The sequence below is a fragment of the Kytococcus sedentarius genome, from assembly GCF_041937525.1.
Taxonomy (GTDB): domain Bacteria; phylum Actinomycetota; class Actinomycetes; order Actinomycetales; family Dermatophilaceae; genus Kytococcus; species Kytococcus sedentarius_A.
Genome location: NZ_CP169391.1, coordinates 907,871 through 924,175 on the forward strand (window position 1 = coordinate 907,871; position 16,305 = coordinate 924,175).

Here is a 16,305-nt window from a genome sequence, read left to right on the forward strand (position 1 = left end):
GATCCTCCTTGGATCGGACGGTGCTGGCGACGGCTCTCGTCGCACGGTGCCTCCCGGCGGGGCCGGGGGCTGAGTTCAGGGGGTGACGCGGCGGTCGGCGGGGACCGGCGGCGGGTCGAGGAGCAATTCTACGAGGTTCTCCCCCGCAGCAGCCACCGACTCGTTGACGATGGTGGTGTCGAACCAGTCCTGGGCGGCCAGCTCGGTCTCGGCCGTGTGCAGACGACGGGCCCGCTCCTCGGCGTCCTCGGTGCCACGGCCCACCAGCCGGCGCACGAGCTCGTCCCAGCTGGGTGGGGCCAGGAAGACGAACAGCGCCTCCGGCATCGCCTCGCGCACCTGTCGGGCGCCCTGCAGGTCGATCTCCAGCAGCGCGGGCCGCCCCTCGGCCAGTGCCTCCTGGACCGGGCCGCGGGGCGTGCCGTAGGAGTTCACGCCGTGCACCACCGCGTGCTCGAGCATCTCGCCCTCGGCGACCATGCGTGAGAACTCCTGGGGGTCCACGAAGTGGTAGGTGGAGCCGTCGACCTCGCCGGGGCGCGGGGCGCGCGTGGTGGCCGAGACTGACACCCAGACCTCCGGGTGGTTGTCACGCACCCACTGGCAGACCGTGCCCTTGCCGACCGCGGTGGGCCCGGCCAGCACGACCAGTCGACGCCCGTCCGCGGGCACGCCGGCGCTCACCGGACACCCGCCGCGCAGCGCTCGCTGAGGCGGGCCGCCTGGTGCACGCCCAGCCCCCGCAGCCGCCGGGACGGCGCGATGCCGAGCTCGCGGAGCATCTGGGCCGCGCGGATGGGGCCGATGCCGGGCAGGCACTCCAGCAGCACGGACACCCGGATCTTGGCGATGGCCTCCTCCTGCCGCGCCACCTCGAGCACCTCGGCCACCGAGAGCGTCCCCGCGGCCACGGCCGCCTTCACCTCGGCACGCCGGTGTCGGGCTGCGACCGCCGCGAGCAGGGCGGCACGACGTTGGTCGGCCGTGAGGTCGGGAACCGTCACGTGTGCTCCTGGTTCATGAGGGTGCCGCGGTGCGCAGGCGGTGGGTGCGGGAGATCGCAGGGTACCCGCGTGTGCTTCACCCGCCCAAAGTGCCCCGGAGTGAGTCCTGCCACGACCGGACCGCGGTCCGCAGTCCCTCCACGGAGGCCCCGTGACGAAGGATGTCGCGGCTCACCGAGGCCAGCACGCGCGGGGCCTCGTCGCCGAAGACGCGGAGCAGGTCGGCGGGGCCACCGCCCTGGGCCCCGAAGCCGGGAGCGAGCACCGGCGCGGTACCCCCCGCCAGCGGCAGCGTGTCCAGCGCGTCGCTGACGGTCACGCCCACCACGAGCCCCACGTCGCCACCGAAGCCCTCCGCCCAGCGGGCGATGCCCGCGGCCACGGAGTCACCCTCATCGCGGACGGCGGTCTGCAGCGGGCCGGCCTCGGGGTTGGAGGTCCGACACAGCACGAACACACCCGCCCCATCGGCCTGCGCCGCCTCGACGATGCCGGTGAGCGAGGCCTCGCCCAGGTAGGGGCTGAGGGTCACCGCATCGCAGCGCAGCGGGGCATCGGCGCCGAACCAGGCCCGGGCGTACCCGTCGTTGCTGCTGCCGATGTCGCCGCGCTTGGCGTCCAGCACCACCAGGGTGCCGGCGCGGCGGAAGCGGGCGACGGCCTCCTCCAGCACGGCGAAGCCCGCAGAACCGAAGGCCTCGAAGAGCGACACCTGCGGCTTGACCACGGCCACCTGGCCGGCGAACGCCTCCACGCAGCGGTCGGTGAACGCGGCCAAGCCGGTCGGGTCCACCCCGACGCCACTCTCACGGAGCAGCGCGGGGTGCGGGTCGATGCCCGCGCACAGGGGCCCATGGGCATCCAGGGCCTCCCGGAGGCGGGTGCCGAAGGCAGCGGTCGGGCTCACGCGCCGGCTCCCTGCTGGGCGGACTGCACCCAGCCACCGCGTCCCACGAGGTCGAGCGCCGCGGCGTGCGCCTGCAGCGGCTTCACCCCGAAGTCACCGCCCTGGAGCGACTCGATGGCCTGCACCGCCGCACCCAGCTGCTGCACGGTGGTGATGACCGGCACGCCCGCGCTGGCCGTCGCCGCCCGGATCTCGTACCCGTCCGCGCGGGAGTCGCGACCCGAGGGGGTGTTGACCACCATGGCGATCTCCCCGGAGGTGATCTGGTCCACGATCGTCGGCTCCCCCGCAGGGCCGCGGCCCTCGCTGAGCTTGCGGGCGACCTCGGCCTGGACCCCGTTGCGGCGCAGGACCTCCACGGTGCCGGCGGTGGCCACCAGAGTGAAGCCCAGGTCGGCCAGGCGCTTGACCGGGAAGATCATGCCCCGCTTGTCGCGGTTGGCCACCGACACGAAGACGGTGCCCGCCTTGGGCAGGGGCGTGGTCTTGCCCATCTCGGCCTTCGCGAAGGCGGTGCCGAAGTCGGAGTCGATGCCCATGGCCTCACCCGTAGAACGCATCTCGGGCCCGAGCAGGCTGTCCACCACCTGGCCCTCGCGGGTGCGGAAGCGCTTGAAGGGCAGCACCGCGGCCTTCACCGAGACCGGGGCGTCCACCGGCAGGGATCCCCCATCGATGTGGGCGGGCAGCAGGCCGGTGGCCGTCAGCTCGGCGATGGTCTCCCCCAGCATGATGCGGGCGGCCGCGCGTGCCAGCGGCACCCCGGTGGCCTTGGAGACGAAGGGCACGGTGCGGCTGGCGCGGGGGTTGGCCTCCAGCACGTAGAGCACGCCCTGCGCCAGGGCGAACTGCACGTTCAGCAGACCCCGCACGCCGATGCCCTCGGCCAGCCGGCGGGTGGCGGTGCGCACCCGGTCCAGCTCCTCGGTGCCCAGGGTGACCGGCGGGATCACGCAGGCGGAGTCACCGGAGTGGATGCCGGCCTCCTCGATGTGCTCCATGATCCCGCCCAGGTACAGGTCGGTGCCGTCGAACAGCGCGTCCACATCGATCTCGATGGCCTCGTCCAGGAAGCGGTCCACCAGGATCGGCCGGTCAGGGCTCACCAGGGCGGCGCGCTCCACGTAGCCACGCAGCGACTCGTCGTCGTAGACGATCTCCATGCCGCGCCCGCCCAGCACGTAGCTGGGGCGCACGAGGACCGGGTAACCGATGTCCTGGCTGATGGCCACGGCCTCGTCGGCGGAGAAGGCGGTGCCGAAGCGAGGCGCCACCAGGCCGGCCTCGGCCAGCACGCGGCCGAAGTGGCCGCGGTCCTCCGCGCGGTCGATGGCCTCGGGCGAGGTGCCCACCACGGGCAGCCCCGCATCGGCCAGCTCCTGCGCCAGGCCCAGCGGCGTCTGGCCACCCAGCTGCACGATCACGCCGGCGATCGGCCCGGCGGCCGCCTCGGCGTGGTACACCTCCAGCACGTCCTCCAGGGTGAGCGGCTCGAAGTACAGCCGGCTCGAGGTGTCGTAGTCGGTGGAGACCGTCTCCGGGTTGCAGTTCACCATCACGGTGTCGTACCCGGCCTCGCGCAGGGCGAAGCTCGCGTGCACGCAGGAGTAGTCGAACTCCACGCCCTGGCCGATGCGGTTGGGCCCGGAGCCAAGGATGATCACCGCCGGGTTCTCGCGCGGTGCCACCTCGGTCTGCTGGTCATAGCTCGAGTAGTGGTAGGGCGTGCGGGCGTCGAACTCGGCCGCGCAGGTGTCCACCGTCTTGTAGACCGGGCGGATCCCCAGCGCGTGGCGCACCCCGCGCAGCACGGCCTCGTCCATGCCCAGCAGGCCGGCCAGCTGGGCGTCACTGAAGCCGTGGCGCTTGGCCAGCGCGAGCACCTCGGGCCGCAGCCGGCCGTGCTGCTCGGAGTCGGCGGCGATCGCGTCGGCCGTGGCGTTCAGCAGCTCGATCTGGTCCAGGAACCACGGATCGATGCTGGTGGCCTCGTGCAGCTGCTCCACGCTCGCGCCGCCCCACAGTGCCTGCTGCACCTGGCGCAGTCGCCCGTCGGTGGGGGTGACCACCTCGGTGAGCAGGCGCGTCACCTCATCGGCGGTGGGCCGCTCGGAGGGTGACCAGGAGAAGGAGGAGCCCTTGGCCTCGGTGGAGCGCAGTGCCTTCTGCAGGGCCTCGGTGAAGTTGCGGCCGATCGCCATCGCCTCCCCCACCGACTTCATGGTGGTGGTGAGCTCGGGGTCGGCGGCCGGGAACTTCTCGAAGGCGAAGCGCGGCACCTTCACCACCACGTAGTCGAGCGTGGGCTCGAAGGACGCGGGGGTGGACCCGGTGATGTCGTTGGGCACCTCGTCGAGCGTGTAGCCGATCGCCATCTTCGCGGCGATCTTGGCGATGGGGAATCCGGTCGCCTTGGAGGCCAGCGCCGAGGAGCGGCTCACGCGCGGGTTCATCTCGATGACGATGACGCGCCCGTCGGCCGGGTTGACGGCGAACTGGATGTTGCACCCGCCGGTGTCCACACCCACCTCGCGGATCACCTTGATGGCCACGTCACGCAGCTTCTGGTACTCGCGGTCGGTGAGCGTGAGCGCCGGGGCCACGGTGATCGAGTCGCCGGTGTGCACCCCCATCGGGTCGAGATTCTCGATGCTGCAGACGACCACCACGTTGTCGGCACGGTCGCGCATCACCTCGAGCTCGTACTCCTTCCAGCCGAGGATGGACTCCTCCAGGAGCACCTCGGTGGTGGGCGAGTCGCGCAGCCCGGCCTCGCCCATGCGGCGCAGGTCGTCCTCGTTGTGGGCGAAGCCCGAGCCGAGTCCCCCCATCGTGAAGGAGGGGCGCAGCACCAGCGGGTATCCGAGCTCCTCGGCACCGGCGAGGAGCTCGTCCATGGAGTGGCAGATGACGCTGCGGGCGACGTCCGCGCCGCAGCGCTCCACCACGCCCTTGAACAGCTGGCGGTCCTCACCCAGCTGGATCGCCTCGACGTTCGCTCCGATGAGGGGGCACCCGTACTTCTCCAGCACCCCGGCCTCGTGGAGGTCGATGGCGCAGTTCAGCGCGGTCTGCCCACCCAGGGTGGCCAGCACCGCATCGGGACGCTCGGCGGCGATGATCCGCTCGACGGTCTCGGGGGTGATGGGCTCCACGTAGGTGGCGTCGGCGAACTCCGGGTCGGTCATGATCGTGGCCGGGTTGGAGTTGATGAGGATGACCCGCAGGCCCTCCTCGCGCAGCACGCGGCAGGCCTGGGTACCGGAGTAGTCGAACTCGCAGGCCTGGCCGATGACGATCGGACCGGAGCCGATGACCAGGACGGACTGGATGTCGGGGGTGCGGGGCATCAGCGGTCGTCTCCTGCGGTCGGGGCGGTCTGGCCGGCGGTGTCCTGGCCTGCTGCGGGCTGCGCGCCGGCGCGGGCGAGCTGCTCGCTGCGGTCGGGGGCTCGGCCGGTGGTCATGAGCTCGGTGAAGCGGTCGAAGAGGTACTCGCTGTCGTGCGGGCCGGCAGCGGCCTCCGGGTGGTACTGCACGGAGAAGGCCGGCAGGTCCAGGCACTCCAGGCCCTCCACGACGTCGTCGTTGAGGCAGACGTGGGAGACCCACACCCGGCCCAGCGCCTCGTCGTGCGGAGCGGTCACCACCGCATCGAGGGGCGCGTCCACGGCGAACCCGTGGTTCTGGGCGGTGATCTCCACCTTGCCGGTGGTGCGGTCCATCACCGGCTGGTTGATGCCGCGGTGGCCGAAGTCCAGCTTGTAGGTGCCGAAGCCCAGCGCACGGCCGAGCAGCTGGTTGCCGAAGCAGATGCCGAAGAAGGGCAGCCCCTGGGCCAGCACGCCGCGCAGCAGCTCCACGGCGGTGTCGGCGGTGGCCGGGTCGCCCGGGCCGTTGGAGAAGAACACGCCGTCGGGGCCCTCGCCGGCGCCCCGGGCGACGCCCTGCACCGCCAGCACGTCCTCCAGGGTGGATTCCGCCGGCAACACGTGCACCTCGATGCCGCGGGCAGCCAGCAGGCGGGGGGTGTTGCTCTTGATGCCCAGGTCCACCGCGGCCACCGTGAAGCGGTGCTCGCCCTGCGGGGGCACCACCACGGTTTGCGGCGTGGTGACCGTGGTCGCGAGCTCGCGGCCGGCCATGCCCGGCGCACTGCGCACCTGCTCCACCAGCTCGGCGTGCGATGCACGGGCGTCCTCGCCGGAGAAGACGCCCGCCCGCATCGCCCCCCGCGTGCGCAGGTGGCGGGTCAGGGCGCGCGTGTCGATGCCGGCGATGCCCACCACGTCCTGGGACACCAGCTCGTCCTCCAGGGTGCGCTGGCTGCGCCAGTTGCTGGGTCGCAGCGCCGGGTCGCGCACCACGATGCCCTCCACGAAGATGCGGCGCGACTCGTCGTCCTCGTCGTTCCAGCCGGTGTTGCCGACGTGGGGCGCGGTGAGCGCGACGATCTGGCCGGCGAAGCTGGGGTCGGTGAGGGTCTCCTGGTATCCGGTCATGCCGGTGGTGAACACGACCTCCCCCAGGGTGGTGCCGCGGGCGCCCCAGGCGCTGCCGGCGAAGACCTCGCCGTCCTCCAGCACCAGCAGGGCGGGCTCGGGGGCAAAACGGTCGAGCGGGGCGGGGGTGCTCATGCAACGTCCTGTCGGGTCGGGGCGGGGGACGCCGGGAGCGCGTCCAGCAGGGAGTGGGTCACGCGGCCGGCGCGCAGGGTGGCACGCACCTGGCCGTGGAAGGTCTGGCCGTGCCAGGGGTTGTTCCGCGAGCGCGAGTGGGACTGCTCGCGGTCCACGGTCACACTGGCCTCAGGGTCCACCAGGGTGAGGTGTGCCGGGGCGCCTGCCACCAGGCCCGCCCCGTGCCGGGCGGCACCGGGGAGCTCGTCCAGGCGGGCGATGCGCGCGGGGGCGGTGGACATCACGCGGGCGACGTCCTCCCAGCCCAGCAGGCCGCTGCGCACCATGACCTCGCTGACCACCGGCAGGGCGGTCTCCAGACCGAGCATGCCGAACGCGGCGTCCACGAAGGCGTGGTCCTTGTCGTGGGCGGCGTGCGGGGCGTGGTCGGTGGCCACGGCGTCGATGGTGCCGTCGGCCAGCGCCTCGCGCAGGGCGGCGACGTGCTCGTCCGGGCGCAGCGGAGGGTTCACCTTGAACACGGGGTCGTACCCGGCCAGCGCGTCGGTGGTCAGGGCCAGGTGGTGCGGGGTGACCTCGGCGGTCATGCGGATCCCGCGCGCCTTGGCCCAGCGGACCACCTCCACTCCCCCGGCGGTGGTCACGTGGGCCACGTGCACCCGGCCACCGGTGTGCTTGGCCAGCATCGCGTCGCGCGCGATCACGGTCTCCTCGGCCACCTCGGGCCAGCCCGGCAGCCCGAGCCGTCCGGACAGCTCGCCCTCGTGGCAGCAGGCGGTCCCGTCGGCCAGCCGGGGGTCCTGGCTGTGCTGGGAGATCACGCCGTCGTGGGCGCGCAGGTACTCCAGGGCGCGCCGCATCAGGCGGGCGTCGTGCACGCACCTGCCGTCGTCGCTGAACACCCGCACCCGGGCGGTGGAGCGCGCCATCAGTCCCAGCTCGGCGAGCTCCTCGCCGGCCAGGCCCTTGCTCACGGCTCCCACCGGGTGCACGTCCACCAGCCCGGCGGCCCGGCCCAGGGCGGCCACGTGGTCGGCCTTCTCGGCGGTGTCGGTCACCGGGGTGGTGTTGGCCATGGCCAGCACCGCGGTGAACCCGCCGGCGGCAGCGGCGCGGGAGCCGGTCGCCACGGTCTCGGCGTCCTCCCGGCCCGGCTCGCGCAGGTGCACGTGCAGGTCCACCAGGCCCGGCAGCGCCACCAGGCCCCCGGCGTCCACCACCTCGGTGCCCGCGGGCGCCTGACCGGCGGCCTCGGGGCCGGTGGCGACCAGGGTCTCGCCCACCACCAGCAGGTCGGCCACCCCGGCCCCGGCCAGGTCGGCCCCCTGGATGAGTCGCGCCGTCGTCATGCCTGCACTCCGTCCGTTGCGTGGGGGTCGTTCAAGAGGGTGTCCAGCACGGCCATGCGCACGGCCACACCGGCGCTCACCTGGTCGAGCACCCGCGAGCGGGCGTCGTCAGCGGCCTCGGGGCTGATCTCCAGGCCGCGGTTCATGGGCCCGGGGTGGCAGATCACTGCGTGCTCCGGCAGGGCGGCCAGCCGGTCGCGGGTGAGCCCGTACCCGATGGTGTACTCGCGCGGCGTGGGGAAGTACCCGCCTGCCATGCGCTCGGACTGCACGCGCAGCATCATCGCGGCGTCGAGGGTGGGGAGCACCGTGTCCAGGTCGTGCGAGAGCTCGAAGCCCTCCGCACGGGCCCAGGCCGCGGCGCCGCTGGGCATGAGGGTGGCGGGCGCCACCACGGTCACCCGGGCGCCCAGGGTGCGCAGCGCCAGCAGGTTGGACCGGGCCACGCGCGAGTGGGTCACGTCGCCGACGATCGCCACGTGGCGCCCGTCCAGCTCCCCCAGCGCGCGGCGCAGGGTGAACGCGTCCAGCAGGGCCTGGGTGGGGTGCTCGTGGGTGCCGTCGCCGGCGTTCACCACGGCCGCGTGGCGCCCCTGGGCGTCCAGCCAGCGGGCGATCTGCGCCGGTGCTCCCGATGCGGGGTGCCGCACCACGAGTGCGTCCACCCCCATCGCGGCGATGGTGGAGACGGTGTCGCGCAGCGACTCCCCCTTGCTCACCGAGGAGCCCTTGGCGGCGATGTTGATGGTGTCGGCACCCAGCCACTTGCCCGCGATCTCGAAGGAGGAGCGGGTGCGGGTGGAGTCCTCGAAGAAGAGGTTGATGACGGTGCGCCCGCGCAGGGAGTCACGCTTCTTCACGCGCTGGTCCTGCAGCGTGAGGTGGTCGGCGGCCGCATCCAGCAGCGCGAGGAGCCGCGCGCGGTCGAGTTCGGCGATGCTGAGCAGGTGTTTCACAGGGCCTCCTCGCCCTCGCGGAGGATCTGGACGGCGTCGGCACCGTCGGGCTCGGCCAGGCGTACCTGCACGCGCTCGTCGGCGGCGCTGGGCAGGTTCTTGCCCACGTGGTCGGCGCGGATGGGCAGCTCGCGGTGACCGCGGTCCACCAGCACGGCGAGGCGGATGGCGCGGGGGCGCCCAGCGGCGGAGACCGCATCCATGGCGGCGCGCACCGTACGACCGGTGTGGAGCACGTCGTCGACGAGCACCACGATGCGGTCGGTCACGTCCCGGGGGTCCAGCGACGTCTGGGACGCCGCGACGGGGATGCGACCGGCATCGGCGGCCAGGTCGTCGCGGTGCGCGGCCGGGTCGACGGCGAGGCACGGGACGGCCGCGCCCTCGATGGCGTGGATCGCCTCGGCCAGCCGGCGTGCCAGCGGGAGACCTCGGGTGGGGATGCCGAGCAGCGTCAGGCGGTCTGCGCCCTCGTTGCGCTCGAGCAGCTCGTGGGCCATCCGGCGGATGGCGCGTTGGACGTCCTGATCTGACAGGACCGTACGCACAGTGGGGGTGTTCCCCATCGTGACCTCCTTGGCTGCCTCACGGGACAGGCCGTTAAAGGATGTCGGACGCCCCACACTGTAGGGCATCGCACCGGGCCCGCAGGCCCGGTGCGTGGTGGCCGTTCAGACGATCGTGGCCTTCATCTGGCTGATGCGGGTGAGCAGGCCGGAGACGAAGTTCGGCGACTCGTCGGTGGACAGGTGCGAGGCGAGGTTCACGGCCTCACTGATGGCCACCGCATCGGGCACGTCCTCGACCCAGACGATCTCGTAGGTGCCCAGGCGCAGGATCGCGCGGTCGACGGCGGGCATGCGCTCCAGGGACCAGCCCTGCGACCAGGAGGACAGGGCGTCGTTGATGGAGGCCCAGTGCTCCACCACGCCCTCCACGAGGCCGACGGTGAACTCGGGCACCACCACCTGGGCGTCGGGCTCCTCCCGCCGGCGGGCCATCAGCACCTCGACGTTGAGGGAACGCTGCTCGGCCTCGAAGAGCAGGTCGACCGCGCGCTTGCGGGCCTTGGAACGTGCTGCCATCAGGAGACGCGGCTGATGTACGAGCCGTCGCGGGTGTCGACCTTCACCAGGGTGTCGCTCTCCAGGAACAGCGGCACCTGGATCTCGGCTCCGGTCTCCAGCGTGGCCGGCTTGGTGCCACCGGTGGAGCGGTCTCCCTGCAGGCCCGGGTCGGTGTGGGTGATGCGCAGCTCCACACTCGGCGGCAGCTCGATGAACAGCGGCACGCCCTCGTGCGTGGAGACCTGCACCTCCTGGTTCTCCAGCATGAACTTCGAGGCGTCCCCGACGATCTCGGCCGAGATCGGCAGCTGCTCGTAGTCCTTGGTGTCCATGAAGATGAAGGAGTCACCGTCGTTGTACAGGTACTGCATGTCGCGGCGGTCCACCGTGGCGGTCTCCACCTTGGTGCCGGCGTTGAACGTCTTGTCGACGGTCTTGCCCGAGAGCACGTTCTTGATCTTGGTGCGCACGAACGCCGGCCCCTTGCCGGGCTTGACGTGCTGGAACTCCTGCACCTGCCAGAGCTGGCCCTCCAGCTTCAGCACCATGCCGTTCTTCAGGTCGTTCGTCGTGGCCACAGGGCGAGTCCTTCTGCGTCGTGGGAAGAGGTCTGGGGTGACGCCCGGTCACCAGCGGGGGTGCGGGCAGTCGGCCATCCTACCGACAGGCCGCGCGGGGGTGCCGCTGCACGGCTGACGGCTGGTACAACGGGAGGCATGCAGCTCATCAAGGCCCTCGCCATCCCCGCCGTCGGACTCGCCGGATGGGCGGCACAGAACGCGTTCCAGAAGAAGCACGCCATCCTGCGCACCTTCCCCGTGCTGGGCAACGCCCGGTACGCACTGGAGACGATCGGCCCCGAGCTGCGCCAGTACATCGTCACCACCAACGACCAGGAGCGGCCCTTCAACCGGGACCAGCGGTCGTGGATCTACGCGGCTGCCAAGCAGCAGAACACCTACGCCGGTTTCGGTACGGACAACAACGTGGAGTTCGACGAGGGGTGGCTGGTCGTCAAGCACCGCACCTTCAGCAGCGAGGCTCCCCCCACCTCCCACGGCCACCCCGGTGACCCCGCCCTGCTGCCCTCGGCCAAGGTGCTGGGCGGTCCTCGCGGTCGGCGCCACGCCTTCCGCCCGGAGTCGCTGGTGAACGTGTCGGCCATGAGCTATGGCTCGCTGTCCGGCCGTGCGGTGCGAGCCCTCAACCAGGGGGTGGCCATGGCCGGGGCCATGCAGAACACCGGCGAGGGCGGCCTGTCGGAGCACCACCAGCAGGGGGGAGATCTGATCTTCCAGGTCGGTACCGGGTACTTCGGGTGCCGGGACGAGAAGGGGCGGCTGTCCATCCCCAGGCTCGTGGAGCTGGTGGAGGCCAACCCCGTCAAGGCCATCGAGATCAAGCTCTCCCAGGGCGCCAAGCCCGGGCTCGGCGGCATGCTGCCCGGCGAGAAGGTCACCCCGGAGATCGCGGCGATCCGAGGGGTGCCCGTCGGTGAGGACGTCGCCTCGCCCTCCCGGCACTCGGCCTTCAACAGCGTGGACTCGATGCTGGACGTCGTGGAGGAGATCGCCCAGGCCACCGGGCTGCCGGTGGGCATCAAGTCGGCCATCGGCGAGAGCAACATGTGGGAGGAGCTCGCGGACCAGATGATCGGCGGCCAGCGCGGGGTCGACTTCATCACCATCGACGGTGGCGAGGGTGGGACGGGTGCTGCCCCCCCGCTGTTCAGCGACCACGTGGCCCTTCCCTTCCGCCTGGGGTTCAGCCGGGTCTACTCCACCTTCGCCCGCGTCGGCATCACCGACCAGGTCACCTTCATCGGGGCGGGGAAGCTGGGCATCCCCTCGAACGGGATCGTGGCGATGGCGCTGGGGGCCGACATGCTCTACGTCGCCCGCGAGGCGATGATGGCGGTCGGCTGCATCCAGGCGCAGAAGTGCCACACCGGCGGCTGCCCCACCGGTGTGGCCACCCAGAACCGGTGGCTCGAGCGGGGGATCGACGTCCCGTCCAAGGCACTCCGCACCCGCAACTACATCCGCGAGCTGCGGGCCCAGCTGCTGCGCCTCGCCGAGGCCGTCGGGGTGGCGCACCCCGGGTTCGTCACCACGGATGACCTCGAGCTGATGTGGGGGACCCGCGAGGGGCGCACCCTGCGGGAGATCTACGGCTATGAGCTGGGCTGGGGGGCGATGCCGGAGGCGTCCCGTCACGAGGTGGTCGACCTCATGCACAGCCTCACCGAGCCCGACCAGACCGACCACATGGAGAACGAGCAGCCGGCCGTGTCGCCGACGCGTCCCTGACTGGACTCCCACGGGCGTCCTCACCCCATCGGGCTGGGCCACCGGTTTCCTTGTGTTGCAGTTGGGTAACGACGCGTCCGAGCGTGCGGTGACTCGGCTCACAGGCGCTTAGGGTGGTGCTCGCCACGGTCCCGGCTGTGGCATCCCATCAGCAACAGGAGGATCCATGGCGATCAAGCGCAACAAGTGGCTGGCCAGCGCGGCCGGTGTGGCGGCACTGTCCCTGACGCTCACCGCGTGCGGTGGCGACGAGTCCGGTGGTGACGAGTCCAGCTCCAAGTCCGAGACCAGCGCCGAGGACACGGGCGCGGGCGGCGAGTCCCCCTCGGGCGACGAGTCCGGTGAGGGCGGCGAGTCCCCCTCGGGCGACGAGTCCGGTGAGGGCGGCGCCGGCGGCGGCGAGGGCAACGACGAGATCATCACGGCCAACGGCTCCGAGCCGCAGAACCCGCTGATCCCGGCCAACACCACCGAGACCGGTGGCGGCAAGATCCTCGACATGGCCTTCGCCAAGCTCGTGGACTACGACTCCGAGGGTCAGTCCGTGATGGACGTCGCCGAGTCGATCGAGTCCGACGACCAGAAGGTCTGGACCATCAAGATCAACGACGACCGGAAGTTCTCCGACGGCACCCCGGTCACCGCCCAGTCCTTCGTGGACGCCTGGAACTGGGGCGCCCACATCGACAACAACAACCAGGCGGCCTACTTCTTCGAGCCCATCGAGGGCTACGCCGACGTGCACCCGGCCCCCGAGGAGGGCGCTGCCGAGGACGCTCCGGCCCCGAAGGCCAAGGCCGACACGATGTCCGGTCTGGAGGTCGTCGACGAGACCACCTTCACGGTCACGCTGGAGCAGCCCTACGCCGCGTTCCCGCAGCGCCTGGGCTACACCGCCTTCGCCCCGCTCCCCGAGTCCTTCTTCGAGGACCCGGAGGCCTTCGGTGAGAAGCCGGTCGGCAACGGCCCGTACATGGTCGAGAAGTGGACGCACAACCAGGGCGCCAAGCTGGTCAAGAACCCGCACTACGTGGGTGAGAGCACGCCGAAGAACGGTGGCGTGGACGTGCAGTTCTACCAGAACCCGGACGCCAGCTGGACCGACCTGCAGGCCGGCAAGCTCGACATCCTGGACTCGATCCCGGAGACCGCGCTGACCACCTTCCAGGACGACCTGGGTGACCGCGCCATCAACCAGCCGGCCGGTGTGTTCCAGTCCTTCACCTTCCCGATGTACGCCGACGCTCCGTTCGCCGGTGACAGCGACGAGGCGAAGAAGATCCGCAAGGCCATCTCGATGTCCATCGACCGCGAGGGCATCACCCAGAAGATCTTCAACGGCACGCGCACCCCGGCCAAGGACTTCTCCTCGCCCGTGGTCGACGGCTTCGACGAGGGCATCTGTGGCGAGCTCTGCGAGCACGACGACGAGAAGGCCAAGGCGCTCCTGGAGGAGGCCGGCGGCTGGAACGGCGAGGGCATCACCCTGGCCTACAACGCCGACGCCCCGCACAAGGCGTGGGTCGACGCGGTCTGCGGTGAGATCACCAACGCCCTCGGCATCGAGTGCTCGGGCAAGGCCTACCCGCAGTTCAAGGCCCTGCGCGACGACGTGGGCAGCAAGAAGATGGACGGCGCCTTCCGTACCGGTTGGCAGATGGACTACCCGGCTGTCGAGAACTTCCTGACCCCGCTGTACAAGACGGGTGCCTCCTCGAACGACGGTGGCTACACGAACAAGGACTTCGACAAGCTGCTGGAGGAGGGTGACACCGCCGCCACGCCGGAGGAGTCCACCGCCAAGTACCAGGAGGCCCAGAAGGTCCTCGTCGAGGACGCCCCGGCGATCCCGCTGTGGTACTCGAACACCACCGGTGGCTTCAGCGAGAGCGTCTCCAACGTGAAGTTCGACGTCTTCGGCGTGCCGGAGTACCACAACATCACCAAGGGCTGACGACCCACCCCGGTGCTCTATGACAGTGTCTGAGCACTGAATCCCGACGACTGTGGGGGACCCCGACCGGGTCCCCCACAGTCGTCGCAGGGCGTGTCCTGTGACCTGGGCCTCACCATGCCTGTAGTGTTCCGTCGTTGCACGTGGGCCCCGCCCACCCGCGAGGCCCGATCCCTGACCCGTGCACACAAGACTTGAGGAGAAGTTGTGGGTACCTATGTGCTCCGGCGATTGCTCCAGATGATCCCCGTGTTCATCCTGGCGACATTGCTGCTGTACGCCATGGTCTACGGCCTGCCAGGCGACGCGGCCGCCGCGCTGTGTGGCGACCGTGCCTGTGACCCGGCGTTCGTCCAGAAGTTCAACGAGGAACACCACCTCGACAAGCCGCTGCTGGTGCAGTACGGCTACTACCTCCAGGGCATCGTGACCCTGGACTTCGGCGAGACCTTCCAGGGTCAGCCCGTGCTCGACGTCATGAAGCAGACCTTCCCGGTCACCATCAAGCTCGCCATGATCGCGTGGGCCCTCGAGATCCTCATCGGCATCCCGGTCGGCCTGATCGCCGGCCTGAACCGCGGCACCTTCCTGGACACCGCGGCCCTGCTGCTGACGCTGCTGGTCATCTCCATCCCGGTGTTCGTCCTCGGCTTCCTGGCCCAGTTCTACCTCGGGCTGCGTTGGGAGATCTTCGACCCGACCGTTGGTGGAGACGCCTCCTGGTCGGCCCTGTTCCTCCCGGGCATCGTGTTGGCCGCGATGTCGGTGGCCTACATCACCCGCCTCATGCGCACCTCGATCGTGGAGAACAAGAGCTCCGACTACGTGAAGACCGCCCTGGCCAAGGGCATGCCCAAGCACCGCATCATCGGCGTGCACCTGCTGCGCAACTCCTTGATCCCCGTCGTCACCTTCCTCGGCACCGACCTGGGCGCCCTCATGGGCGGCGCCATCGTGACCGAGGGAATCTTCAACGTCCCGGGTGTCGGCAACCAGATCTACCGCGCCATCGGCGCCGGTGAGAACGCGACCGTCGTGTCCTTCGTGACCGTGCTGATCTTCGTGTACCTGATCGCCAACCTGCTCGTGGACCTTCTCTACGCCGTGCTCGACCCGAGGATCCGCCTTGACTGAGAATGCTCGCTACCAAGCAGAGATCGAGACCGTCGATCACCACTTCGACGAGAACGCGACCGCCGACCCGACGTCGACCGACCCGAATGCCAATGTGGGCAGGCCCCGCAGCCTCGCGCAGGACGCCGCGGCCGACCTCATCCGCAACCCGATGTTCATCATCAGTGCGATCCTGATGGTCTTCATGCTCGTGATGGCGCTCTTCCCCGGCATCTTCACGAGTGTCGACCCGATGCAGAAGAACATCATGGACAGCCTCGAGCCGCCCCGCGACGGCCACCCGCTGGGCTTCGACCAGCAGGGCCAGGACGTCTTCGCCCGCGTGGTGCACGGTGCCCGTGCCTCCATCGCGGTGGGCGTGCTCACCACCATCGGCGTGGTGCTTCTCGGTGGCGCCATCGGTGCCGTGGCCGGTTACTTCGGTGGCTGGATCGATGCGGTGCTCTCCCGCATCCTGGACACCTTCCTCGCCATCCCGCTGCTGCTCGCCGGCATCGTGGTGATGTCCATGGTGGACCACATCGACCTGCCCGGCCTGGGCTGGCTCGGGCGCAACATCCCGACCGTGGCGCTCATGCTGATCGTCTTCGGCTGGACCAGCGTCGCCCGCATCATGCGCGGGTCGGTGCTGCAGGCCAAGCAGTCCGACTACGTGACAGCGGCGCGGTCGATGGGTGCCAGCACCTGGCGCATCATCACCACCCACATCATCCCGAACGCCATCGCGCCGGTGATCGTCATCGCGACCATCTCGCTGGGCATGTTCATCGTCGCCGAGGCGACGCTGAGCTACCTCGGCATCGGGCTCGACTCGTCGGAGGTGGTCTCGTGGGGTGGCGACATCTCCGACGCCCAGCGCGTGCTGCGCACCCACCCGATGATCATGTTCTGGCCCTCGCTGGCCCTCTCGGTCTGCGTGCTCAGCTTCATGCTGCTCGGTGACGCCGTCCGTGACGCCCTCGACCCGAAGCTGCGATGAGGAGCAA

14 protein-coding genes are annotated in these 16,305 nt (G+C 70.7%); 4 read left to right on the top strand and 10 right to left on the bottom strand.

The annotated features are described in order from the left end of the window. Positions 1 to 75: 75 nt before the first annotated feature. From gmk to efp, 10 genes are all read right to left on the bottom strand, one after another. Positions 76 to 684 carry a guanylate kinase gene (gmk, locus tag ACEY2A_RS04230; protein WP_374929628.1) on the bottom strand — a complete coding sequence of 203 codons (609 nt, stop codon included), beginning with the start codon at positions 682 to 684 and terminating at the stop codon, positions 76 to 78. After that, entirely contained in the window at positions 681 to 1,004 is a 324-nt protein-coding gene (mihF, locus tag ACEY2A_RS04235) for an integration host factor, actinobacterial type (protein ID WP_374929629.1), read from the bottom strand. The genes gmk and mihF overlap by 4 nt, the downstream gene beginning before the upstream one ends. A 76-nt stretch (positions 1,005 to 1,080) precedes the next feature. After that, on the bottom strand, positions 1,081 to 1,911 hold the full coding sequence (gene pyrF / locus ACEY2A_RS04240; RefSeq protein ID WP_374929630.1) for an orotidine-5'-phosphate decarboxylase: 831 nt from the start codon (positions 1,909 to 1,911) through the stop codon (positions 1,081 to 1,083). Next, positions 1,908 to 5,261 carry a carbamoyl-phosphate synthase large subunit gene (gene carB, locus ACEY2A_RS04245; protein WP_374929631.1) on the bottom strand — a complete coding sequence of 1,118 codons (3,354 nt, stop codon included), beginning with the start codon at positions 5,259 to 5,261 and terminating at the stop codon, positions 1,908 to 1,910. Before carB ends, pyrF begins: the two co-directional genes overlap by 4 nt. Next, positions 5,261 to 6,547, bottom strand: a complete 1,287-nt coding sequence (gene carA, locus ACEY2A_RS04250; protein WP_374929632.1) for a glutamine-hydrolyzing carbamoyl-phosphate synthase small subunit — start codon at positions 6,545 to 6,547, stop codon at positions 5,261 to 5,263. Before carA ends, carB begins: the two co-directional genes overlap by 1 nt. Continuing rightward, positions 6,544 to 7,899, bottom strand: a complete 1,356-nt coding sequence (locus ACEY2A_RS04255; protein WP_374929633.1) for a dihydroorotase — start codon at positions 7,897 to 7,899, stop codon at positions 6,544 to 6,546. The genes carA and ACEY2A_RS04255 overlap by 4 nt, the downstream gene beginning before the upstream one ends. Beyond that, positions 7,896 to 8,855 carry an aspartate carbamoyltransferase catalytic subunit gene (locus ACEY2A_RS04260; protein WP_374929634.1) on the bottom strand — a complete coding sequence of 320 codons (960 nt, stop codon included), beginning with the start codon at positions 8,853 to 8,855 and terminating at the stop codon, positions 7,896 to 7,898. The genes ACEY2A_RS04255 and ACEY2A_RS04260 overlap by 4 nt, the downstream gene beginning before the upstream one ends. Next, positions 8,852 to 9,421: a bifunctional pyr operon transcriptional regulator/uracil phosphoribosyltransferase PyrR gene (gene pyrR, locus ACEY2A_RS04265; protein ID WP_374929635.1), complete on the bottom strand. Its 570-nt coding sequence runs from the start codon at positions 9,419 to 9,421 to the stop codon at positions 8,852 to 8,854. Before pyrR ends, ACEY2A_RS04260 begins: the two co-directional genes overlap by 4 nt. A gap of 105 nt (positions 9,422 to 9,526) precedes the next feature. Next, entirely contained in the window at positions 9,527 to 9,940 is a 414-nt protein-coding gene (nusB, locus tag ACEY2A_RS04270; RefSeq protein WP_374929636.1) for a transcription antitermination factor NusB, read from the bottom strand. Further along, entirely contained in the window at positions 9,940 to 10,500 is a 561-nt protein-coding gene (efp, locus tag ACEY2A_RS04275) for an elongation factor P (protein WP_374929637.1), read from the bottom strand. The genes nusB and efp overlap by 1 nt, the downstream gene beginning before the upstream one ends. Positions 10,501 to 10,638: 138 nt before the next feature. Between efp and ACEY2A_RS04280 the strand changes: the two genes are divergently transcribed. The 4 genes from ACEY2A_RS04280 (at position 10,639) to ACEY2A_RS04295 (ending at position 16,298) form a co-directional block, all read left to right on the top strand. Further along, entirely contained in the window at positions 10,639 to 12,231 is a 1,593-nt protein-coding gene (locus tag ACEY2A_RS04280; protein WP_374929638.1) for an FMN-binding glutamate synthase family protein, read from the top strand. A gap of 166 nt (positions 12,232 to 12,397) precedes the next feature. Beyond that, on the top strand, positions 12,398 to 14,185 hold the full coding sequence (locus ACEY2A_RS04285; RefSeq protein ID WP_374929639.1) for an ABC transporter substrate-binding protein: 1,788 nt from the start codon (positions 12,398 to 12,400) through the stop codon (positions 14,183 to 14,185). 207 nt (positions 14,186 to 14,392) lie between these two features. Then, positions 14,393 to 15,319, top strand: coding sequence for an ABC transporter permease (locus ACEY2A_RS04290; protein ID WP_374929640.1), 927 nt, complete (start codon positions 14,393 to 14,395; stop codon positions 15,317 to 15,319). After that, positions 15,312 to 16,298 (top strand): ABC transporter permease, encoded by a 987-nt coding sequence (locus tag ACEY2A_RS04295; RefSeq protein WP_374929641.1) that lies wholly within the window; start codon positions 15,312 to 15,314, stop codon positions 16,296 to 16,298. Before ACEY2A_RS04290 ends, ACEY2A_RS04295 begins: the two co-directional genes overlap by 8 nt. The last annotated feature ends 7 nt before the right edge of the window (positions 16,299 to 16,305 follow it).